Source organism: Tropicimonas marinistellae (genome assembly GCF_001509585.1).
Lineage (GTDB): Bacteria > Pseudomonadota > Alphaproteobacteria > Rhodobacterales > Rhodobacteraceae > Tropicimonas > Tropicimonas marinistellae.
Window position 1 is genome coordinate 24,499 of sequence record NZ_LNCI01000012.1, and the last position, 21,722, is coordinate 46,220.

General features: G+C 61.6%; 18 protein-coding genes and 1 pseudogene. 15 read left to right on the forward strand and 4 right to left on the reverse strand.

What is annotated here, in order from left to right; genetic code table 11:
- The first annotated feature begins 123 nt into the window (after positions 1 to 123).
- Positions 124 to 1,233: a tyrosine-type recombinase/integrase gene (locus ARC39_RS21435; RefSeq protein WP_068117696.1), complete on the forward strand. Its 1,110-nt coding sequence runs from the start codon at positions 124 to 126 to the stop codon at positions 1,231 to 1,233.
- A 4-nt stretch (positions 1,234 to 1,237) separates the two neighbouring features.
- On the opposite strand, the gene ARC39_RS21440 is transcribed toward ARC39_RS21435, so the two are convergent.
- Together ARC39_RS21440 and ARC39_RS21445 are read right to left on the reverse strand one after the other, a co-directional pair.
- Positions 1,238 to 1,546, reverse strand: coding sequence for a type II toxin-antitoxin system RelE/ParE family toxin (locus tag ARC39_RS21440; protein WP_068117699.1), 309 nt, complete (start codon positions 1,544 to 1,546; stop codon positions 1,238 to 1,240).
- Positions 1,533 to 1,778 (reverse strand): type II toxin-antitoxin system ParD family antitoxin, encoded by a 246-nt coding sequence (locus ARC39_RS21445; RefSeq protein ID WP_068117965.1) that lies wholly within the window; start codon positions 1,776 to 1,778, stop codon positions 1,533 to 1,535. Before ARC39_RS21445 ends, ARC39_RS21440 begins: the two co-directional genes overlap by 14 nt.
- Positions 1,779 to 1,900: 122 nt before the next feature.
- On the opposite strand from ARC39_RS21445, the gene ARC39_RS21450 reads away from it, so the two are divergent.
- From ARC39_RS21450 to qatD, 12 genes and pseudogenes are all read left to right on the forward strand, one after another.
- Positions 1,901 to 2,782, forward strand: coding sequence for a recombinase family protein (locus ARC39_RS21450; RefSeq protein WP_068117701.1), 882 nt, complete (start codon positions 1,901 to 1,903; stop codon positions 2,780 to 2,782).
- Between the two features lie 329 nt (positions 2,783 to 3,111).
- The gene (gene repA, locus ARC39_RS21455) at positions 3,112 to 4,314 is read left to right on the forward strand and encodes a plasmid partitioning protein RepA (protein ID WP_068117703.1); all 1,203 of its coding nucleotides are present in this window, start codon (positions 3,112 to 3,114) and stop codon (positions 4,312 to 4,314) included.
- The gene (gene repB / locus ARC39_RS21460; protein ID WP_068117706.1) at positions 4,314 to 5,279 is read left to right on the forward strand and encodes a plasmid partitioning protein RepB; all 966 of its coding nucleotides are present in this window, start codon (positions 4,314 to 4,316) and stop codon (positions 5,277 to 5,279) included. Before repA ends, repB begins: the two co-directional genes overlap by 1 nt.
- Before the next feature lie 225 nt (positions 5,280 to 5,504).
- A complete protein-coding gene (gene repC, locus ARC39_RS21465; protein ID WP_068117709.1) occupies positions 5,505 to 6,599 on the forward strand; it encodes a plasmid replication protein RepC in 1,095 nt (364 codons plus the stop codon).
- A 134-nt stretch (positions 6,600 to 6,733) separates the two neighbouring features.
- Positions 6,734 to 8,460 (forward strand): annotated as a pseudogene (locus ARC39_RS21470) (ParB/RepB/Spo0J family partition protein).
- 198 nt (positions 8,461 to 8,658) lie between these two features.
- On the forward strand, positions 8,659 to 9,486 hold the full coding sequence (locus ARC39_RS21475) for a type IV toxin-antitoxin system AbiEi family antitoxin domain-containing protein (RefSeq protein WP_068117712.1): 828 nt from the start codon (positions 8,659 to 8,661) through the stop codon (positions 9,484 to 9,486).
- On the forward strand, positions 9,483 to 10,346 hold the full coding sequence (locus ARC39_RS21480) for a nucleotidyl transferase AbiEii/AbiGii toxin family protein (RefSeq protein WP_068117714.1): 864 nt from the start codon (positions 9,483 to 9,485) through the stop codon (positions 10,344 to 10,346). The genes ARC39_RS21475 and ARC39_RS21480 overlap by 4 nt, the downstream gene beginning before the upstream one ends.
- A gap of 70 nt (positions 10,347 to 10,416) precedes the next feature.
- Positions 10,417 to 11,322, forward strand: coding sequence for a restriction endonuclease (locus ARC39_RS21485; protein ID WP_068117717.1), 906 nt, complete (start codon positions 10,417 to 10,419; stop codon positions 11,320 to 11,322).
- A gap of 145 nt (positions 11,323 to 11,467) precedes the next feature.
- A complete protein-coding gene (gene qatA, locus ARC39_RS21490; RefSeq protein ID WP_068117721.1) occupies positions 11,468 to 13,384 on the forward strand; it encodes a Qat anti-phage system ATPase QatA in 1,917 nt (638 codons plus the stop codon).
- Positions 13,384 to 14,247: a Qat anti-phage system associated protein QatB gene (gene qatB / locus ARC39_RS21495; protein ID WP_068117724.1), complete on the forward strand. Its 864-nt coding sequence runs from the start codon at positions 13,384 to 13,386 to the stop codon at positions 14,245 to 14,247. The genes qatA and qatB overlap by 1 nt, the downstream gene beginning before the upstream one ends.
- Positions 14,244 to 15,587, forward strand: a complete 1,344-nt coding sequence (gene qatC / locus ARC39_RS21500; protein WP_068117727.1) for a Qat anti-phage system QueC-like protein QatC — start codon at positions 14,244 to 14,246, stop codon at positions 15,585 to 15,587. The genes qatB and qatC overlap by 4 nt, the downstream gene beginning before the upstream one ends.
- The gene (qatD, locus tag ARC39_RS21505; protein WP_068117729.1) at positions 15,577 to 16,335 is read left to right on the forward strand and encodes a Qat anti-phage system TatD family nuclease QatD; all 759 of its coding nucleotides are present in this window, start codon (positions 15,577 to 15,579) and stop codon (positions 16,333 to 16,335) included. The genes qatC and qatD overlap by 11 nt, the downstream gene beginning before the upstream one ends.
- 50 nt (positions 16,336 to 16,385) lie before the next feature.
- Here the strand turns inward: qatD and ARC39_RS21510 are convergent, their stop codons facing one another.
- The gene (locus ARC39_RS21510) at positions 16,386 to 16,631 is read right to left on the reverse strand and encodes a WGR domain-containing protein (protein WP_068117731.1); all 246 of its coding nucleotides are present in this window, start codon (positions 16,629 to 16,631) and stop codon (positions 16,386 to 16,388) included.
- Positions 16,621 to 17,439 (reverse strand): BrxR family transcriptional regulator, encoded by an 819-nt coding sequence (locus ARC39_RS21515; protein ID WP_068117734.1) that lies wholly within the window; start codon positions 17,437 to 17,439, stop codon positions 16,621 to 16,623. Before ARC39_RS21515 ends, ARC39_RS21510 begins: the two co-directional genes overlap by 11 nt.
- A gap of 71 nt (positions 17,440 to 17,510) precedes the next feature.
- Between ARC39_RS21515 and ARC39_RS21520 the strand changes: the two genes are divergently transcribed.
- Positions 17,511 to 18,656, forward strand: coding sequence for an exonuclease SbcCD subunit D (locus tag ARC39_RS21520; RefSeq protein WP_068117738.1), 1,146 nt, complete (start codon positions 17,511 to 17,513; stop codon positions 18,654 to 18,656).
- Positions 18,653 to 21,709: an AAA family ATPase gene (locus ARC39_RS21525; protein WP_068117741.1), complete on the forward strand. Its 3,057-nt coding sequence runs from the start codon at positions 18,653 to 18,655 to the stop codon at positions 21,707 to 21,709. Before ARC39_RS21520 ends, ARC39_RS21525 begins: the two co-directional genes overlap by 4 nt.
- Positions 21,710 to 21,722 lie beyond the last annotated feature (13 nt).

Genomic DNA, 21,722 nt, shown 5'->3' on the forward strand with positions numbered 1-21,722 from the left:
GAAAATGTGGGATAAACCGCCCCACCTTGCGGGATCCCATCATGTCCAATAATATTGCATTATCGGACGTTTTGGCGATACGCTGCTGCACAGTCTCAGGAATAGTGAATCTGTGGGGAGAAGATGGCGCCAGAACGCGAGAAATCGACTTCAGCACCCTCTGGCACGACAGACGATGCTCCGATCGACGAGAGAGATCAAGCGGCCAGCGAGACCATCTCCCTGCCCCCTCATGTCGCCGGCTCCGGCACACTTGACCGTCTGGTCGATACCGCCCGGGGCTACGCGGAGGCTTCGGCGGCCAAGAACACGAACAAGGCCTATGCCGCCGACTGGAAGCATTTCGCCCGCTGGTGCCGGCTGAAAGGCACAGATCCGCTGCCCCCGTCGCCGCAGATGATCGGCCTCTACGTTGCGGACCTGGCCACGCCGACGGGCAACACCCCTGCCCTGTCCGTTGCGACCATCGAGCGCCGCCTGTCGGGGCTTTCCTGGAACTACGCGCAGCGCGGTTTCACCCTCGCCCGAAAGGACCGCCACATCGCCACGGTGCTGGCCGGGATCCGGCGCAAACATGCCCGCCCGCCGGTGCAGAAGGAGGCAATCCTGCCGGAGGACATCCTGGCGATGGTGGCCACCCTGCCCTTCGATCTCCGCGGCCTCCGGGACCGGGCGATCCTGCTCATCGGCTATGCCGGCGGCCTGCGCCGAAGTGAAATCGTCAGCCTCGACGTGCACAAGGACGACACACCGGATTCCGGCGGCTGGATCGAGATACTGGACGGCAGGGATGGCGGCGGCACGCTGCTGACGCTCGATGCGAAGACAGGATGGCGCGAGGTCGAGATCGGGCGCGGATCCTCGGAGCAGAGCTGTCCCGTGCACGCGCTTGAGCAATGGCTGCACTTCGCGAAGATCGATTTCGGACCGGTCTTCGTGCGGTGCTCGCGTGATGGGACGCGCGCGATGGAAACCCGGCTGTCGGACAAGCACGTCGCCCGGCTCGTGAAGCAAACCGTGCTCGACGCCGGCATCCGCGCCGACCTGCCCGAGAAGGAGCGACTTGCGCTGTTCTCGGGTCACTCCCTGCGCGCCGGTCTCGCCAGTTCGGCGGAAGTCGACGAGCGCTACGTCCAGAAGCATCTCGGGCACGTCTCGGCCGAAATGACCCGCCGCTACCAGCGACGGCGCGACAGGTTCCGGGTGAACCTGACCAGGGCCGCGGGGCTGTGACCGGTCATCCCTCCAGCAGAAAACCCGTCAGGTTCTGTTGGGCATGCAGGATGCGGATGATCTCCACCCCTTGCTCCTCCTGCCGATAGATCACCAGATGCGCACCGCTGGGATGAAGCCGCACCGGAGGCGAAAACTCGGCGCGCTCACGGGCCATTTCAGGGAACCTGGCAAGCAGGTCGAAGAGAGCAAACAGGCCATCCGCATAACGGTTCGCCTGCTCGACACCCCAAGTGTCGGCGCCGTAGCGCCAGATCTGGGAAAGATCTTCCTCGGCCGCGGGCCGAATAGACCAGCCGTCATTTCCCGGCATGTTGTTCGAGCATTCGGGCCTTGAACGCGACGCGATCCAGCGCTTCGGCCGGACCACTGGCAAGGCCAACATCGACAGCGCCCTGGATCTCAGCGATTGCCTCCGACCGCAAGCGGTCACGACGGATCAGATCGCGCACATAGTCGCTTGAATTTGCGTACCGGCCCGATCTGGACTGCTCCTCGACCCAGGACTTCATGGGGTCCGGCAGAGAAATATTCATGGTGCCCATCTTGGTCTCCTTGTCGTAACACATGTATGGCAAACTTTGCCATACGACAAGATTTTCCGGCAGGTGTCTCGTTCAACCGGTCGTTTAGTAGCGATACCCTAAATTGCAAACGGCCCGATTTCATGCCCCTCATAGGCTACGCGCGCGTCTCCACAGAGGATCAGACCCCCCTGCCCCAGTCTGAGGCCCTCCAAACTGCGGGTTGCGTCGAAATCTTCGAAGAGCACGCCTCGGGCGGCAATCGCGCGCGACCGGTGCTGGCACGCGTGCTCGAACGCGTCCAGAGCGGCGACACGCTGGTCGTTGTGCGGATCGACCGGCTTGCGCGGTCTCTGTCGCACTTGCTCGAGGTGATCGAACGTCTGGAGGCCAAGGGAGCTTTCTTCCGCTCCCTGCAGGACCCCATCGACACCGCTTCCCCGCAGGGCAAGTTCACATTGCAGGTTCTGGGCGCCGCGGCCGAGTTCGAGCGCGCGCTAATACGTGAGCGCACAAAGGCCGGGCTTGCCTCTGCGCGCGCCAAAGGGCGCGTTGGTGGCAATCCTGGGCTGCGCGCCAAGGATCCCGCTGCGCTGCGCAAGGTGCGGCTGGCGCGACAGGACGGCTACATGGAGCGCTTGAACGAAACTGCGCAGGATTGGGTGCCCCATGTGCGCCGTTTGCGCCCCGATATGGCTTGGGAGGACGTCCTGCGGATCATCAATGGCCCGCTGCCCCACGGCCGCCACTGGACCCAAAGCCGTTTACTCCGCGCTGTGAAGGCATATGTGCGGGACGGGTTCCTGCCCGCTGAAGTGCTTGGACGCGCTGGACGTCGCGAAACCGACGATCGCCTGCCTGCGATTGTCGCGGCAATCAAAGGTGCTGACCCCGAGATCACCTTGCAGGCAATCTGCGACCGACTGGAATCCATGCGTGAGCGCACCCCTCGCGGTCGCACCAGCTGGCAGCCTTCCTCAGTCAGAATGCTACTGGAGCGGGCCGAGCGACTTGGGCTCGTCTAATCGGCGACTCGGTGCCAATCGCGCAATCCTTCAGAAGCTACGATTCGCCGAAAGACCTCGCCGCGACACCTAGGGGTCGGCTGCGCCCAAACCACAACATGTTCGACAACGAACTAGAGCGGACTGGAATTTATCCTTATCCAATCGACACTTAGAACACTTTTTCTCACCCAAACGCACGACCAGCTCGAGTTCGCGCCCTCCGCCTTCAAAAAAATTGTTGTCTGGCGATAAGTTGCGTGTCATGAGTGCTGTAGTCGCAAAAAAGCGAAAATCGCGCACTTTAGCGTCGAAACACAATCGACCCATCAAGAGGTCACGAGGGCAGCATGAACAGCAAGGCAGATTTCCCAGGCGCAAAATCAATTGCAGCTTCCATTTCTGCCAACGCCGCGCGTCTGTCGGATGCCCTCAACCATCATATGCGCAACAGCTTTCAGCCGGAAAGCAGAAAGATGCTGCGCAAGTTTCACCCTGCAGAGGTCTCGGAGCTGACAGGCATCAGCATGTCGAACCTGAGAACGCGTCATCAGGAAGGCGACTTTCCCGAAGTCGAAACAGACTCACGCGGCAGGCGTCTCTATTCCGCTGAAGAGATCGACCAAATCCGCAGAGTGATGGCGCGGACCGGTCGCAACGGAGAAGCTTACTTGCCAGGCCGGCGGGATGGCGACAGACTTCAGATCATCTCCATCGTGAATTTCAAAGGCGGCTCGAGTAAGACGACGACGGCAATTCATCTGGCCCAACGCTATGCCCTCAGAGGGTATCGCGTCTTGGCCGTAGACATGGATCCCCAAGCCAGCCTAACGACTATGTTCGGATACCGCCCAGAAATCGAATTTGCCGAAAGCGGCACGGTGTACGACGCCCTGAAATACGAGGATCCGGTTCCCCTGAGCCAGGTCGTCCGCAAGACTTACTTCCATAACCTCGACCTCGCGCCAGCCGGATTGTTGCTGTCTGAATATGAAACCGAGACGGCTTACGCGCTTCAGCACAAGGTCGATCCTCCGTTCACTCAGAGGTTGGCCATTGCGCTCGATGAGATCGAGGCCAACTACGATCTGGTGATCATCGATTGCCCACCGCAGTTGGGCTTCACGACGATGACGGCATTGCTTGCGTCAACCGGCCTCCTGATTACCGTCGTGCCGAGTATGCTGGACGTCGCCTCCATGGCCCAATTTCTTGAGATGGCGGGAGAAACCGTCAGGACTTTGGAGGAAGCGACAGGACCGATCGACTGGTCGTTCCTCAAGTACCTCGTCGCGAGGTTCGAACCGACCGATGTCCCGCAATCGCAGATGGCTGGGTTCCTAAGGTCAATTTTGCTCGACCAGGTACTCACCACGCCCATGCTGAAATCCACTGCCATTTCCGACGCTGGGATGACGCAGCAGACGATCTATGAACTAGAGCCGAGCCAGGTCGTCAAGAAGACCTTGGACAGGATACTCGAAAGTGTAAACGGCGTCGCAGACGAGTTCGAAAAGACGATTCAACAGGCTTGGGGGAGGACAGTCGAGTAATGGCGCGTAGAAACCTTTTCCAGCCCCCTCCCCCACCGGACACGACCGAGGACGTGGCAACGGCTGACCTCAAACCTCGTTTCCCCAACACCGGTGCGATGAGCGGTGTGAAATCGACCCTGAAGGATTTATCCAGCAACGCTGTACGGGAAATTCCGGTCGATCTCATCGAGGAAGACGGGCCGAAAGACCGGCTTTCATTCTCCGATGCCGACGTCGCGTCTCTTGCCGCGAGCATCAAGGAACATGGGCAGCAGGTGCCGATCATGGTCCGCCCGCTCGCGGACAAACCGGGTCGCTACAAGATCGTTTATGGTCGTCGCCGACTGCGGGCCCTGCAATCGATCAGAGTACCGGCCAGAGCCTTGGTGCGCACTCTTTCGGACGAGGAGGCGATCCTTGCCCAAGGCCAAGAAAACTCACACAGACTGGATCCTAGTTTCATTGAAAAGGCGTTGTTCGCCGCGCAGCTGAGCGACAATGGCTACGATCAGCCAGTGATCCTCGACGCACTTGCCATCGACAAGCCTATGTTGTCGCGAATGACTAAGGTTGCCCGCACGATACCGGAGACTGTGATACAGTTGATCGGCTCGGCACACGGCGTCGGCCGCCGCCGCTGGGAAGACTTAGCTGACAAGGTGAAGGACAGCAGTGCTGACCTAGTTCGGATGGCTTCTGATTTGGGCCTGGATCAGATCCCTACCTCGGACGACCGCTTTGCGCGCGTCAGCGACGCCATTTCAAGACTTGGCAAACCCGCGAGGTCCACAAAGTCCGCGGCGCACATGGTTATCTCAAGCGACGGCAAGACACTTGCAGAGGTCAAGGATAGCCCGCGCGCTTTGACCGTGAAAATGCCCAAAGTTGATACCCCGGAATTCGCTCGATGGATGCGAGACAACGCAGAAGTTGAGTTGAAACGTCTCTATGAGGCGTGGAAGTCGGACCAGCAGTCCGGCTGACAGACAGGCGAGCAGAGCAACAAAAAGGAGCACGAGAAACAGCCAGAAAAGAAAGAGCCCCCCAAGGTCATCCCCGGAGAGCCCAATCTGTTCTTAGCACCCTCAGATGTACCAGCTTCTCCGCAGCAGTCAATAACAACCGATTCGGTTGATCGATGATCTGTTGCCTTTTCTCAAGAAATCGGGGGATCTGGGCCTTTCCCGACCGGTTGTCGTGAAAAATTCATGGCATTTACTCAAGCATCCGCCTCCGTTGGAGAGCGGACGGAGATCTTGTTGTCCGCGGACAACGCCCGCCCCGAACGTCACATCATCATCGACACACTGCGCCAGGCTGCTCCGTTGATGGGTCTGAAAGCATCAGTCATTGCGACGCTCGACGCGATGCTCTCGTGCCTTCCGCCGAAAAGGCAACACAACACCGTCTTCGCATCGAATGCCACACTTGCGTTCCGGCGAAATGGGATTTCCGACCGAACGATAAGGCGCCACGCAGCCATTCTCCAAGAACTCGGGCTGCTTGTTCGCCGTGATAGCTCAAATCGAAAAAGGTTCAGCAAGCGAAACGTAACCGAAGGCACCGCCCTTCGGTTCGGGTTCGACCTCACACCCTTGTTTCAACGCTTCCCAGAGCTTGCAGAACTTGCTGCCCAGGCCGTCCGCGAAAACGACCAGATCGCCTATCTCAAAGCGAAGATACGAGCCGCAGCAAACGACATCCTGCAAGCCGAACCCGACGACGTTGATGCGTTAATCGCTATACGCACCCTTCGCAGAAACCTTTCACTGGATGAATGCTGCAGCCTCTTGGCTGGCCTCGACGTCGAGGCCATGGACGCCGAACAACCTTGTGAAGCAGTCGTCGCCGGAGAGGAAAAAATGTCCGGCAGAGACGGCCAAAATGTCCGCCACCATCATAACTCAAACAAAGAACATATTGATAAAAGAGGACAACACACACCGAAAACTCGACCATCCCATCCAAACACAATACCCCTTAGCGTTCACGAAATCCTTAGCGCCTGCCCTGAAGCAGCCCAATTTTCACTCACACCAGTGAAGACTATGTCCGACGTGGTTTCCCACGCACGAACTCTCGCGCCAATGCTCGGGATAGACTCGAGAAACTACCAAGATGCTCAAGAACAGCTGGGCATAGAAGGGACAGCGCTTACCGTCTGGGCGATCATGCAGTTCCACGAAAAGGTCCAAAAGGTCGGTGCCTATTTTCGGTCGATAACGTCTGGGAGAAACAGCGCTGACTTCGTTCCAGAACAGCTTGTTCGGCGTCTCTCTCGGGCACAAGCACAACCGATTTAACGAAAGTGCCATACTGCTTCCGCCAAAAAATTGTCCGCGGACAACTACGGCCGAAGGAGAGCGGGGTTGTGAAGGGGGTGACGGGAAGTGAGATCGGGAGAGTGGCTTCCGGCGCCCGTCGTGGACAAGATCTGATGGTGAAATCTGCCCAGAAAGTCACCCTGTCTCCGTCCAGGGACATTCCCTTCGACAAGCTCGTGCTGAGCCAGTCCAACGTTCGGCACATCAAGGCCGGCGTCTCCATCGAGGAACTGGCCGAGGATGATTCCGAGACTGGCAAGTTCGAAATCCCCGCCGGTGGTCGGCGCTTCCAGGCTCTGTCGCTGCTGGCGAAGCAGAAACGTCTGGCGAAGACGACTCGCTCGCTGAGAACATGCAACGCGTTGCCCTGCATCCGATTGATCAGTTCCGCGCCTTCTTCGTAACCCCGCAGGTGGTCAAACAACGCCCAAAACTCGCCGCCGTGGCCCCTGCCCTGCTCGATCGTCTGGTCAGCGAGAAGCTTCAGGCTGAAGCCGAAGCCATCGCGACCGAGGGCTGGAAATGGATCGAGGTCTCGCTCGACCTGCCCTATGGCTATAGCCACGGTTTGCGGCGGCTGAGCGGAGACCCGGCGCCGATGACGGATGACGAAGGCGCGGCCCATGCCAAGCTGCTTGCCGAGTACCGGGCGCTCGAGGAGGAATACGAGGGCCAGGATGAGTTCCCCGAAGAGATCGACGTGCGTCTTGGGGCGTTGGAAGTCGCGATGGAGAAGCTCGAGGCTCGGCCGTTGATCTTCGACGATGAGGAGATCGCGCGGGCAGGGGCTTTCGTGACGCTTGATCGCTATGGCGAGCTTGTCGTCTATCGGGGCATTGTGCGGCCCGAGGATGAGCCTCGGGAAGACGCCGACGTCCACAGCGGTGAACAGGCTGTAGGCGGGCAGGGCGCTGAGCTTTCAACGGGGCGCAGCGCGGATGGTGTCGGCCATAGCACGGTGATCACTTCCGCTGGTCAGGCGCTTGGCGCGAACGTGCCCGACGACGAGGACGATGGTGCACTAAAGCCCTTGCCCGAGCGGTTGGTCATGGAGCTGACGGCGCACCGAACCCTGGCGCTGCGGGAAGCTGTCGGGCGTTCTCCTGACGTCGCCCTGACGCTGCTGCTCCTGAAGCTCGTCAATGACACCTTCCGGTCATCCAATTCGACCGGCAGCTGCCTCGAGGCTTCGGTCCGTCACGTCTACATGTCGGCGCAGGCGAGCGATCTGAAGGACAGCGTGGTGGCCAAGCTGGTGGACGATCGTCACGCGGAGTGGGAGGCCGACTTGCCGCTTGGCGACGATGCCGTTCTTTGGGACTACCTTGTTTCCCTCGATCAAGGAACCCGGCTCTCGTTGCTAGCGCATTGCCTCAGCTTCGGGATCAACGCGCTCCATGAGAAGGTGAACCCCTATGGTGCCGGTATCTCCGCCAGCGGTTTGACCAGGAGGACGACCCAGTCTGACTTGGTCGCACAAGCGGTCGAACTCGACATGGTCGAGGCGGGTTGGGAGCCGACGGTCGATACCTACCTGAACCGCGTGCCCAAGGCCCGGATCCTCGAGGCCGTGCGCGAGGCGAAAGGGGAGGGGACTGCGCAACTCCTCGATCACCTGAAGAAGGGCGAGATGGCGACCGAAGCCGAGCGTCTGCTGAAAGGCAGCGGCTGGTTGCCTGAGGTTCTTCGCCGTCACGATCTGGCAGCACTCGACAGTGCGGAAGGGCAGGGGGCGCCTGAGCCCGTTTCCGACGCCGATCAGGCCGAAGATGTCGACCTGCCTGCCTTCCTCACCTCTGACCTGCCGGGTGATGAGGCGTCGATGATGGCTGCGGAGTGATCTACGCCATCGGAGGGCGGGGAAACCCGCCCTCAACCACACAAAACGTAACAATATCAATTACATGAATGCATTCTTGCGCATTCAGGATGAGGAATCATGTTGGGAAATCCGTAAGATGTGCGGAATTTTCTCCACGACTTGGCTCCAGGGAAAACATCATGTAGCTTAAACCGCAGAAAATGCGGATTTACGTACATGATTCATGAGAGGCGCACGACACTTGCCGAATATGTGACTGAGCTTCAGTCGAAGGGCCGGATCGTCTTCGATGCGGAGGAGGCGGTCGAGGCCCTCGGCACCAATCGCGGCGCGTTCCTCGACGCCGCTCAGCGTCTCCAAAAACGTGGTCAACTGATCAGTCCGCGCAAGGGGTTCTATGTCGTCGTCCCGCCGCAATTCGCATCTTGGGGCGCGCCGCCACCGTCCTGGTACATCGACCCGCTCATGCGGCAAGAGCAGCAACCCTACTACGTCGGCCTTCTAAAGGCTGCGGAACTGCATGGCGCGACCCACCAAGCCGTCATGGAGTTCCAGGTCGTGACCGGCAAGCGCATGTCCAAGATTCGTGCGGGCCGCAATCTCATCGTCTTCTACTACCGAAAAGAGATGGCCGTCGTCGCCGACGGGATCGAAGACATCCAGACCGATACCGGACGAATGAAGGTTTCCTCGCCGGCTTTGACCGCACTCGACCTCATTCGCTATGGGCGAGGGACGGCGGGCATAGACAACGTCGCCACCGTTCTCGCCGACCTCGGCTCAAAGATCGATGGCGATCAACTCGCATTCCTGTCCCTTCATTTCGAGAAACCGGTCGCGCAGCGCTTGGGCTATCTGCTCGACATCCTCGACCGTCGCAGTATCACGCGGAAGATGCACGAGATGCTGATGTCGCCGGGTCAGCCGCCATGGACGGAACTCGATCGGGCAGAGGCGAAGGACCCACTCTTCGCGTCCGATCCGGTCGAGCGGGATCAGAGATGGCGGGTCATCGTCCGTCGGGTCCCGGAGGTCGATGAATGATTCCGGGCCAGAACATCGTCGAATGGAGCCAGACGGCGCCGTGGGCCGAACGGCGGCAGGTCGAGCAAGACCTGATCATCTCGCGCGCGCTGGTGGAGATATTCGACGATCCGTTCCTCGCATCCGAGCTCCGATTCAGGGGTGGAACCGCCCTCAACAAGCTGCACTTCCCGGAACCGCTCCGCTACTCGGAGGATATCGATCTCGTCCGCACATCGGCGGGGCCGATCGGTCCGATCCTGGACAGGTTGCGAGATCGCCTCGAGCCATGGCTCGGTCCCGCCCGCTTCGAGCAGAGCCAGGTAGCCCCAAAATTCCGCTTCCGGGTCAAGGCGGAGGATGGCGGCGAACATCCCATCCGCTTGAAGCTTGAAATCAACACGCGTGAAGTGGCGGCCTACGACCCGATTTTGATGGCGCCCTTCGCCGTCGAGAACCCCTGGTTCTCGGGTGCGACGACGATAGCGACATTCTCGAACGAGGAGATGCTGGCGACCAAGCTGCGTGCGCTCCTTCAAAGGGACAAGGGCAGGGACCTGTACGATCTGGCTCATGGCCTCGAGGTCTTCGACGGCCTCAACCACGCTCGTACCGTCGAAGTGTTTGCACAATACCTGGCCGACGGCGACACGCCGATCTCACGCGCACAGGCCGAGGAGCGGATGCTCGCGAAGCTCGCGAGGGGCAATCTCTTGATGGATCTGCGACCATTGTTGTCAGCGGACTCGGCCGCGGGCATCAACGACGATGCGACCGGGCACGCCGTTAAGGTCATCTTCGAAAAGCTAGTTGTCGAGATACCCGGCGACCCATGGGCGAGGACGCCGGAGGCCAAAGCGAGACTGGGGATAGAATGGTGAGCGACGACACTCCCAACCCTATCATTCCAGGTCCGCCGGCCGTGTTGCACTCCGGGTCGCGGGGGGTGGCATGAACCTGATGGAGGAACAATCCGTGGAGGATCTCGCCGACCTCCTTTACAACTTCCTGCCGGCGAGCGGAAACTCACGCACCGCTTTCCCGCTCGCCGCGGCGAAGGTGCAATGCGAAGACCTCTGGGTCGCGGGAAGCAAACGCCCCGCGATCGTCCAACTCCTGTCAGCGGCGCTAGGCCAAAGACGGCACAAGTTCGGCCCGCTCATCCTGGCTATCGTGCGGCAATCCATGACCTGGCGGCGGGGGAGGGGCGAGCCGCTGACGCGCGACGAGGTAGCAAGGCTGAACGAGATTCTCTTGCGGCTATCCATCAAGATACCCGAATTGAACGAACAGGGCTTCTTGGACTCCCTGCACCGGCCGCATGCGCGGCGAGAAGATTCCGCGCGGACGGACGACACCCGGCCCACCGACGAGGTCGCAAAGGGTCTCTCGCAAAGGCTTGTCGGGCTCTACGAGTATCCGCCGCAGCGGAGGGGCTACGAATACGAGCGGTTTCTCACAGAGCTTTTCGATGCCTACGGGCTAACGCCCCGCAGCCCATTCAAGCTGGTCGGCGAGCAGATCGACGGAAGTTTCAAGCTGCACGGAGACACGTATCTCGTCGAAGCCAAATGGCACGCCGGCAAGACCGGACAGTCAGACCTTCTCACCTTCGCGGGCAAGGTCGCGGGGAAGGCGACCTGGTCCCGGGGCCTCTTCATCAGCAATTCGGGTTTCTCCGACGTTGGTCTGAAGGCATTCGGCTCCGGTCGCCGCACGAACATCATCTGCGCCGACGGGCTCGATCTGCACGAAGTGGTTCACAACCGGCTGTCCTTGGTCGAAATACTGGAGGAGAAATTGCGTCGGGCGGCGGAGACCAACCGCGCTTTTGTGCCGGTGAGGGAACTCAGATGATCGTCTGGACGAAACCTCCCAAACCTCGAAAAACGGATCGGTCAGCCAGATTAGACGCAACGAGACAAGGAACGAGAAGTCGATTCTTCGAAAGACCTACTTAGAATAACGAAACCCATATTTCAGAACGGCGAAGTGAGATCAGATGATAATCCCGGACAATGAGACAGCGACCGACATGATCTATTCCGAGGCCGTCTCGGCGACGGTCGCGCGTGTCATCCTGGACGCCGGCGACGAGCCGCTGACCATCGGTGTTCATGGGGATTGGGGCGCGGGCAAATCGAGCGTACTCCTCATGCTGGAACAAGCCTTCACGGGGGATGACAGGACGTCGGTCGTCCGGTTCAACGGCTGGCTGTTCCAGGGCATGGAAGACGCCAAAACAGTCGTCATCGAAACAATCGTCGAGCAGCTGCTTCGCGACCGGGCGACAACAACCAAGGTGAAGGACGCAGCGCTACGGCTCCTCAAGCGTGTTGATCTCATGAAGGTCGCTTCGAAGGCCGGCGGATTGGCTCTGACCGGACTCACGGGGATCCCGTCACCCGACATGCTTGGCGGCCTGATCGGTGCAGGCAAAAAGCTTCTGGCCGACGGGACTGATATGACGGTCGAAGACGTCACCGGCTTTGTTAAGGGGGTCACCGACTGTCTGGCCGAAGCAGACGCCGAAACCCTTCCCGCACACATTCACGCGTTCCGACAGGAGTTTGAGGAACTGCTCCGGGCCGCGGACATCGACCGGCTCGTTGTCGTGGTCGACGATCTCGACCGATGCCTTCCCGCGACCGCAATCGAGACGCTCGAAGCCATCCGGCTTTTCCTTTTCGTTCCCGGCGCCGCCTTCGTGATCGCCGCCGACGAGGGCATGATCGAGTATGCCGTTCGGACCCACTTCCCCGACCTTCCCCTTTCGACGGGACCGTCGACCTACGCTCGGAACTATCTCGAAAAGCTGATCCAGGTCCCCTTCCGGCTCCCGCCGTTGGGATATGTCGAGACAAAGATCTATCTAACGCTCTTGGTGGCCGGACGATCATTCCCGCCGGGATCATCAGAATTCGCGCGGCTGCTCGCACTGGGGCGCGAGGCGCTAAGGCGCCCCTGGGACGGGCGCGGACTGAGCCGCGGTGCCATCGAGGATGGCCTCGGTGCGATTTCACCCGAGGTCGAGAACGCTCTCATACTTGCCGACCAACTGGCGTTGCCGCTCGCCGAGGGCGCACACGGGAATCCCCGCCAGATAAAACGGTTCCTCAACACACTGAACCTGCGACTCGCAATAGCAGAGGCGCGTGGCATCCGCGACGATGTGAATCCGGCGGTCCTCGCCAAACTCATGCTCGCCGAACGTTTCAAGGACGATTTCTTCGAGCGCATCGAAGCCGAGGCGGCAGTTAGCGGAAATTCGAAGACCATCGACGCCCTCGAAGCCGGTCTGGTCGCAACCGATGGCGCCGCGACAAAGGAAACCAAGGGGACCGCTCAAAAGGCGGATGAAGCGCCCGTCGGGGAGGAGCATGTTGCCGGTGAATGGGTCCGGCGTTGGGGCGCGATGACGCCGACGCTCACGGGCGAAGATCTCCGGCCGTACCTGTTCGTATCGCGCGATCGGAAGGCCCTGTTTACGGCAGGCTCCGGTCTCGCACTCAAGGAAGATTGGATCGAGAAGCTCTGCGGCAGCACCCTTGGTGCCAGAGCGGCTGCGATCGAAATCGCGAAACTCACGCCGGGCGAGATCGAGCCGATCTTCGATGTCGTCTCATCGAGGGTCAGGGCCACAACAGAGCTTCGGAGGAAGCCCGCGGGCGTCGACGGCCTCATCGAATTGTGCCGGATCGCGCCGTTCTTGCAGACACCGACCGTTCGCCTTCTCGCCGAATTGCCGACGGGCCAGCTCGGTCCATGGGCGGCCACCGGTTGGGACAAGGTCCTGACGGACACCGGCGCGAAGAAGGAGTTTCAGGCCCTGAAGCGGGAATGGTCAAAGCTGGACCAGAACGCGCCGCTCCAGCTCGCTGCCGGAGGTAAGCGGGCCGGAAGGAAGGAGGGGCGCTGATGGGTACGTCAAGTTCGTACGGGGGACCGTCGTCGGGCCTCGTTCCTGATTGGGTTGACGGCGTAGATGCAGGGATGGATGCCGGCGGCGGTGCTGAGGGCCCCGAAACGCCTGACGGCGAGGCGGCCCCCGGCGAGAACGCCGCCGAAGGTCAGCAGCCCGACGACGGGGCAGCGTCATCGCCTCTGGCGGGCGGCTTCGGATATCCGCGCGGTCAGTTCACTCGTTTCACGAACGGTGGCGGGAACAAGTCCCTCGGTCGGGCGTTGCGTGGCTATGTCCGGGGCGCGGGAGGGGGGGCCGCCGCTGCGAGGCGGATGCCGGCATCGACGCGGGTGGCGTCGGGAGTGGCGGGTCTCGCTAGCGCCGTCGCGACCGAGGGTGCCGAGGCAGCGCTCGCACGTTTCAATCTCGAAAGTCTGGCCGGGAGGCCCGCAGTCGAGGTGCTTGAGGCCGTGGCCGACGCGATCTGCCCCGAGGGCGGGACGATTGACGAGTCGATCGCCAGGGATGCCATGCTCGAAGCGATCGCTGATCTCGCAGAGGAAGATCCGGGCGCGTTTGACGACCTGACAGCCGATCAGCTGAACGACTTTCTATGCGATGTGATTGCGCGCAGTATCGTGACAAAGGTGTTGAACGAGATCGGAACAAACGCGCTCCACGGCTCGGCATCGGACGCCGATTTCCGGGAGGCCGAGCAAATCACCCGAGATTACACGCAGGGGAGGGTCCGGGACGCCTTAAGCAGCCGTTTTGACGTCGATGCGAGATCGACCCAGGCCGATATAGATCGCAGTATCTCTGAAGTTTACGCCGACACATTCGACATGCTCGAGGCCGTGTTGGAGACTATGCAATGAGACGGCGTGTTTTCATCAGGCTCGGCAAGGGCGACGTATCTCCGGATGCGGACGCGACCGACATCACGATCGATATGATTGATGCGTTCGGCACACTCGATCGGGGTATGAACCAGCTGCTTGAAAGGCTGTTTCAGTTAGGCACCCGGCCGAGCGAGACGGTCGTCGATCTGATGATCGTGGCCACCGCCGTCTACGCGGCGGATACCGGGATCTCGCGTGAGCGCTATGCCGACGACGGGTGGACACGGATAATCGATCTGAGCGTCCCCGTTGCGAACCCGGACCTTTGGTCAGCATTCGCCGCACGTCTCTCCTCGATGCTGCGATTTCTCACCGGCGATCATTGGGCTTTCGTATTCAGGCCGAGGCCAGAGGGTTACGAGGAAATCGCCCGTCAACCGGACGAGATGGATTTAACCGATTTCTCGTATGTCAGCCTGTTCTCCGGCGGTCTCGACAGCCTGATCGGAGCTATAGACCTCCTCGCATCCGGCCAACGTCCGCTCCTGGTCAGCCATTATTGGGATGGAGAGGCGTCGAGCGCGCAGCGGCAACTCTTGGAAGTCTTGCAGGAACGTTACGGCGACGCGTTCGCCTCGATCCGCGCCTATATCGGATTCCGTAAGACGGACTTCGCCGAGGCGGGGAGCGACAACAATCAGAGGGCTAGATCCTTCCTGTTCTACAGCCTGGCGATCGTCGCCGCGGATGCCGTCGGCTCGACCAACAAGGTTCTCATCCCCGAGAACGGCCTCATCGCTCTCAACGTGCCGATGGACGCCCTGAGGCTGGGCTCGCTGAGCACCAGAACTGCCCACCCGCATTTTATCCAGTCCATGTCCGAACTGGCGGTGGGCCTCGGGATCGACGCGACGCTGGAAAACCCATACCGGTTCAAGACCAAAGGCGAGATGGCCGCAGAATGCCTTGACAGGAACCTCCTGGCCGAACTCGCGCCGGTCTCCATGTCGTGCTCGCATCCGGCCCAGGTCCGCTTCGAGAGCGTTCCGCCCCAACACTGCGGGAGGTGCGTGCCATGCCTTATCAGGCGTGCCGCGCTCGCGGCCGGGCTCGACAGTTCCGACACGACACCATACTTCCTGAACGACCTGCATGCGAACGTGTTGGATTCGCGGTCGGCGGACGGCAAGAACATCCGCTCGTTCATGTTCGCCGCCGAAAATCTGCGGCGCGCTCCCGCAAAGGCGCGATACCTAGTGCAGAAGCCAGGTCCACTGCAGCTTGAGGATTTGGACGACTACGTAGACGTCTATCGGCGCGGCATGGCCGAAGTCTCCAAGATCTTGCGCGGAGTGAGGGTTGCACATGGTCGGTGACATGGGGGCCGCGCCGGTTGACTTCCATTGCCATCTCGACCTCTGCCCGGATATGCGGGCGGCCTTTGACCGATGTGACCGGGCCGGATGCATCACGCTCGCGGTCACGACCACCCCGAAGGCTTTCGGGCGCAATCGGGCCATGGCGGCCACGACTCGCCATGTTCATGCGGCCCTTGGCCTGCACCCGCAACTCGTTGCCCAACGGGCCGGCGAGTTCGCGCTGTTCGAGGAGGCCGCTCCCTCGGCGCGGTTCATCGGCGAGCTCGGCCTAGACGCCGGCCGCCGCTTTTATCCCTCCTTCGAGCTGCAGGTTCAGGTGTTCGAACGTGCGATGGCCATGTGCGCCCGGCTCGGCGACAAGGTGATCAGCCTACACAGCGTCCGAACCGCGAAACAGGTATTGGATGTCATCGAGCGCACCGGGGCGCATCGGACCTGCACCCCCGTCCTTCACTGGTTCACCGGCTCTGGCCCTGAGGTCAGACGGGCGATAGATCTCGGCTGCTACTTTTCGGTCAACGAACAGATGCTCAAGTCGCCCCGTGGCAGGTCGCTGCTCGAAGCAGTGCCGCTAGCGCGACTGTTGACCGAGACGGACGCGCCCTTCCAGTCTGAGACCGACGGCCCGAGGGCGCCCGGGGACGTTGACGGCGCCGTTCGACTAATTGCGGAAAGCCATCGGAAGCGGGTCGAGGAAATAAGGACCAGCGTCAGGGCGACTGCCCGCGCGCTCGTCGAAGAGTGACGATCGCGACCGAGCCGCCGATGGGTTGGTCAGTCCGATTGCTGCGCGCGTCAGATGCCGTACGTCGCGCTGATCTCGACATAACCTCGGGCCTTCTTTTCCGTCACCAGGGCGGACATCGCGGAGACTGCCTCGGTCCGCGACTTGTACCAATCCACCCGATGCCGGCCGCGCGTACCGCGACGGCCCCAGATACGCTCGACACCCGCGATGTCAAACAGCCCGTCGGTCAGCTCGACGTGGTAGAACCGATCCATGTTCACATCGGGATCGGTCCGCGCCAGGTCAATACGCATGGTGCTCGGCCGCGGTCATCGGCTGATAATCTCGGGACACACATTCCAGGCGCGGGTTCTCCTGATCGAGTCCCCATCGCCGCGCCGTGTAGAACTCGAGGGCTTTCCGCACGCGCAGCTCGAGGCATTCTCCCTCGATCCCAAACTCGATACGCACGACCCGTCTCTGTTGCTCCGTCAGATCACGATGCGGCCTCAGCCTTAGGATCGCGCAGGTGTTCCAATCCACGTCCTCGGGGACGTCTGACGCTTCCCGGCGGTTGACGAAGGACCTGGACGGATCGATGCGGGACGGGATGAAATCCCGGAAGTCCTGGCGCGTGTAGCACCAGGCGCGCACATGAAGCCGCACACCGTCTGAGGCGAAACGGAGAGGGGCGATCCATCGGGTTTCTAGGTCCGGATCTCGCATCGATTGGTAGACAATCTCGATGGCTTCACCCGCGAGCAGCGCGCGGTAGAGTGGCCTGAACGTTTTTACCGTCTGCGTGCGCTGAAGGTCTGGCAACGTCTCGATCAAGGCCCGGTCTCGTACGCCGAGGAGTTCCTCGAGCTCGTCCGTGGAAGCTTGGCCGCACAAGCGGGTGAACCCCTCCGTGGTAAGATATCTTTTCGAGGAGGGGTCGTATCGCAACGCCTCTGCGCCAGACGCTTCCAGGTAGACCTTGAAGTCCAGCGCCGCCTGCGGATTTGAGATACCGAACCGGTCGATGAGCGAGGCACGCGTCGCCGCGCCGTCCCAGAACAGCAGGCGATCAAGGTATTCGAGGCGTTCTCGCTGAGCATGTTTGAGGTCTTCAAAGGCCATGGCCAGTCCTACCTTGACTCCCCAAAATAGTCCATATAAAAAATACACGTATAATATTTATTGGTGCGGACATGAGGGTACTTCATACAGCCGACTGGCATCTCGGAAAGACCTTGCGGGGCTTGTCGCTTCACGAGGATCAGGCCCACGTCCTCGATCAGATTTTCCGAACGGTCGTCGCGGAAGGAGTCGATCTCCTGATCGTCGCCGGGGACGTCTACGACAAGGCCTCGCCCTCGGAGTCCGCCGTCAAACTGTACAGCGATTTTCTGGAACGGGTGTATCGGGACACCGACACCGCGATCGTTGTGATCGCCGGAAACCACGATTCCGCCCAGAGGCTTGGCACCGCCTCGCGTCTCTTCGACCCTAAACGCATTCTCGTCAGGGGGCCGGTCTCGAGCGACGAGGTCCCACTCATACTCGACGACGGGGCAGGTCAGGTCGCGATCTCGGCCCTGCCATACGCCGAAATCTATGCCGCGCGCCGCGCCTTCGCGGACGAGACCATCCGCTCGCCCGAGGATGTGTTGCGTGCGCAGATCGGCGCGGCACGCGCGCAAGTTCCCGAAGGCGCGCGCTGGATCATCGTCGCGCACGCCTTTGTCATCGACTGCCAGCCGACGGACAGCGAACGCACATTGTCGGTCGGTACGGTCGAAACCGTACCGACGAGCATCTTTGACGGGGCCGACTACGTGGCGCTCGGGCATCTGCACCGCCCCCAAAGCGCAGGAAACGACACGATCCGATATAGTGGTGCGCCGCTCGCCTTCGGCTTCGACGAAGCGGGCACCACAAAATCCATGACCCTCTTCGATCTGGATGCGCAAGGGCATGTCATGGACCTGGAGCCTGTAGCCTTCCATCCGCTACGACAGGTGCGCGAGGTGCGAGGGTATCTGGCAGACCTTGTCGCCGAGGCGGAAGCGCATCCGAGCGAGGATTACATCCGTGCTATCCTACTCGATGAGGGCGCGCTGATCGAACCCGCCGCTCAGCTACGACCGCATTTCCCGAACATCTTGCAGACGTTGCGGGAGACCACCCGCGAGCTGGTGATGACGAGCGCGGGCCGGGCAACGTCCAAGCTGGATGATCCGATCGGCGTCATCGGAGAGTTCCTCGAATACGTGCGCGGGGAGGGCGCGTCGGAAACGGAGCTCGGTGTGACCAAAGCCGTGCTCGACGGACCCGTCATGGAGGAGGTCGAATGAAACCGATCCGCCTGACCATGACCGCGTTCGGACCCTACGCCGGGACCGAGGTCGTTGATTTCTCTGCGCTCGAGGCAAGCATCTTCGGGATCTATGGCGAAACCGGCGCGGGCAAGACGACCATCTTCGATGGCATCTCCTTCGCGCTCTTCGGTCAATCCTCCGGCGCGGAACGGGCTCCCGAGGACATGGTGTGCCATCACGCCCATGCCACCGATCTCACCCGGGTCGAACTCGTCTTCGATCTGGGATCCGAGCGCTACGTCGTCTGGCGCATCCCGCCCCAACAGCGGGCCGCGCGCCGAGGGTCCGGCACTACGTCTCAATCGCATGAGGCCTATATCTTCCGCGCGACCGGCATGGCGCTCGAGGAAATCACCGAGGACAACCCGGGCGAGGTTCTCGCGGAGAAGAAGGTTGGCGCGGTCGATGCGAGGATCGAGGAACTCCTCGGATACAACGCAAGACAGTTCCGTCAGATCATCCTGCTCCCGCAGGGCGATTTCCGACGCGTCCTGACGGCCAGCTCTGACGAACGGTCGCCCATCCTCAAGCAACTTTTCGACGTCGGGCTGTATGAGACCTTCGTCGCCCAGATCAAGACAAGGGCGGCCACGTTCGCCCGCCGGATCAGTGACGAAAGGATCCGGCGATCGACCCTGCTCGGCGACCAGACCGAAGGGCAGCTGGACGAGACCATCCGTTCAATGACCGAGGAGATCACAACGCTCGATGCGACGATCGAGACCCAGACCAAGAAATCGGATGAACACCAGAAAGCCTTCTCAGCCGGCGAGGCGCTGGCCCAACGGTTCAACGCCCTCGCTTCAGCCAGAAACGACTCCGACGCATTGCGCGTCGAGGGCGAGACGGTGGACACCCTCCGCGCCCGACTGAAGCGCGCGCGTGCCGCCCAGGACGTTCTGGTCTCGGAGGCAGCGTCGCGAACCGCGCGTCGGGAGCACGCGGGCGCCAGCGATCGGGACCGGGAGGCGCAAGACGGTTTCAAGGCCGCGGTCTCGGCAGCCGAGCTTGCCCGGGAGACGTTGAAGCGAACGGCAGCGAAACATGTGGAACGCGAAGCCGCCCGCGCCAGGGCGTCTGAACTGCGGCGGCTGAAGGAAATCCACGACCGGTCCGCATCCCTTTTGGGCGAATTGACCTCCGTGCAGGCTGCGACGAGCGCGGCCGAAGAGGCTGTGACCAAGGCGTCAAACAAGAACGCTGAGGCGGACAGCGCCCTCTCGGCCTTGCGGGAGTTGCAGCGTCAGCACCCGCAACATGTCCGGGCCCTGCAGAACGCCACAGCCGTCCTTGCCGCGCTCGAACGTGAAGAAGAGGCCTTGGGCCGTTTCGAGGCGGCCGTCGCCCGGCGGGATCGGCAAGCCCTGGAGATCGAACGGTTGGTCGGGATTCACGAATCGTCCAAGGAGTGTCTCGTCTCGGCGAGATCCGCCTTCGCGCATGCCGAACGCGATCTGACCGAGATTCAGGCTTTGCATGTGGCACGCAAGCTCGCGCCGGGCGAGCCCTGTCCGGCTTGCGGCTCGCGCGACCACCCCGACCCCGCCACCGGCGATCCCGAGCGTCGTGGGCGCCATGACGAGTTTGAGCGCGCCGGGGTGGCCCTGCGATCCGTCGAAGACGACGAGCTCGCCGCACGGACCTCTCTGGCGGCGGCACGCGCCACGCTCGAGGAACGGCAGGCCGAAGTCGACGCGCTGGCACGACCCGAGCGAGATCGCCCGGCTCTGGCGCCGTTGCTGGCCGAGGCCCGAGAGACAGCCGCGCGGCTCGGGGCCGACACCAGGTTCGCCGAACTCGACGCCAAGCTGACTTCAGCCGAAACCGCCGCGCGGGGGGCCTCTGCCGATTTCGAGGCCGCGAAGGAGGCGCTGTCAGCGGCCAAAGCCGCAGAACTCGCCGCCCAGACCGCGTACGACACGACGCTCAAGGACGTTCCGAAGGAGTTGCGAGACGGTGAGGCCCTGTCCCGCGCCCTACGGGCGGCGATCGATGATCGTGACACGCTCGCCGCAGAGCACGATGCCGCCGTCGAAGGCGAAAAAGGTGCGGCGGTAACGCTCGCGGCGTCCGAGCGGGCGGCAACGATCGCCAAGGATCAACTGGCCAGGGCGACCGAGTCACTGTCCAACGCCCAACGCGAATTCGCCGATCAGCTCCAACGGGCCGGGATGGACGAGGAGACCTTCCGGGACGCGAAGGCCGATGCCGACCGACGGACCGAACTCGAGGATCAGATCAGCGGATACGACAGGAGAGTAGCGGCAAACGCCGAGCGGCTGAGAGGCCTCGAAGAGGAGATCGGGGATCGTAGCGAGCCCGATTTACCCGCGCTCCGGGCGGCGCGAGACGAGGCGCAAAGCGCCCTCGAGAAGAGTCGTGACGACAGATCCCGTCTCAAAGGACTGCTCGACAGCCGACGGGATCTGCGCCGCAAGGTTCAGGACCTCACCGTCGCGATCAACGATCTGGAGGATGAATACGGGCCCGTCGGCGGCCTCTCGGACCTCGTCAACGGCAACAACGAGCGCAAGGTGCGCCTCCCTGACTTCGCGATCGCGGCGATGTTCGATGAGGTGCTCTCCGCGGCCAACCAGCGCCTCGGCCCGATGACCGATGGCCGGTACCAGCTCCTACGGCCCGAAATCACGGGCGGCGGTCGCCAGAAACAGGGTTTGGACATTGCCGTTTTCGACGGCAATACCGAGCGCGCCCGGCCCACGAAAACCCTGTCCGGCGGGGAGGGGTTCCAGGCCTCACTCGCTCTGGCGCTCGGCCTCTCAGATGTGGTCCAGCGCAACGCCGGCGGTATCAAGATGGACGCAATTTTCATCGATGAGGGGTTTGGCACGCTCGACGAGGAAACGCTGAACACCGCGCTCGAGACGCTCTACGAGCTTACAAATGACATGCGGTCGGTCGGCCTGATCTCACATACCGAACAGGTCAAAGCCATGATTACCGAGGGCTTCGACGTCGAGGCGACACCGTCCGGCTCCCATATTCAACGACGCAATTCCACGGTTTAAATCCAGGAGGTCT